General features: G+C 51.7%; 1 rRNA gene. It reads right to left on the bottom strand.

Annotated features, from left to right (window positions below):
* Window positions 1-32: 32 nt before the first annotated feature.
* Window positions 33-149, bottom strand: a 5S ribosomal RNA gene (gene rrf, locus KJS63_RS25885).
* Window positions 150-298 lie beyond the last annotated feature (149 nt).

Below are 298 nucleotides of genomic sequence, written 5' to 3'. Positions count from 1 at the left end.
TAATTTGTTAAATTGTAACCCATTAGGGTTGCGCTTGGCGACGTCCTACTCTCCCAGGACCCTGCGGTCCAAGTACCATTGGCGCTGGAGGGCTTAACGGTCGTGTTCGGGATGGGTACGCGTGGAACCCCTCCGCCATCATCACCAAACGCATGTCGAAAGAGGTTTGCTCTCTCAAAACTGAACAACGAGTGAGGTGTTGCTATTGAAGCCATTGGCTTCTAATGAATGCTTCCGTTGCAGGAAGCAATTCTCCATAGAAAGGAGGTGATCCAGCCGCACCTTCCGATACGGCTAC

Origin of the sequence: Paenibacillus sp. J22TS3 (assembly GCF_018403205.1) — a bacterium.
In the GTDB taxonomy this organism is placed as follows: Bacteria; Bacillota; Bacilli; order Paenibacillales; family Paenibacillaceae; genus Fontibacillus; species Fontibacillus tuaregi.
This window is presented reverse-complemented; position numbering and strand designations above follow the sequence as displayed.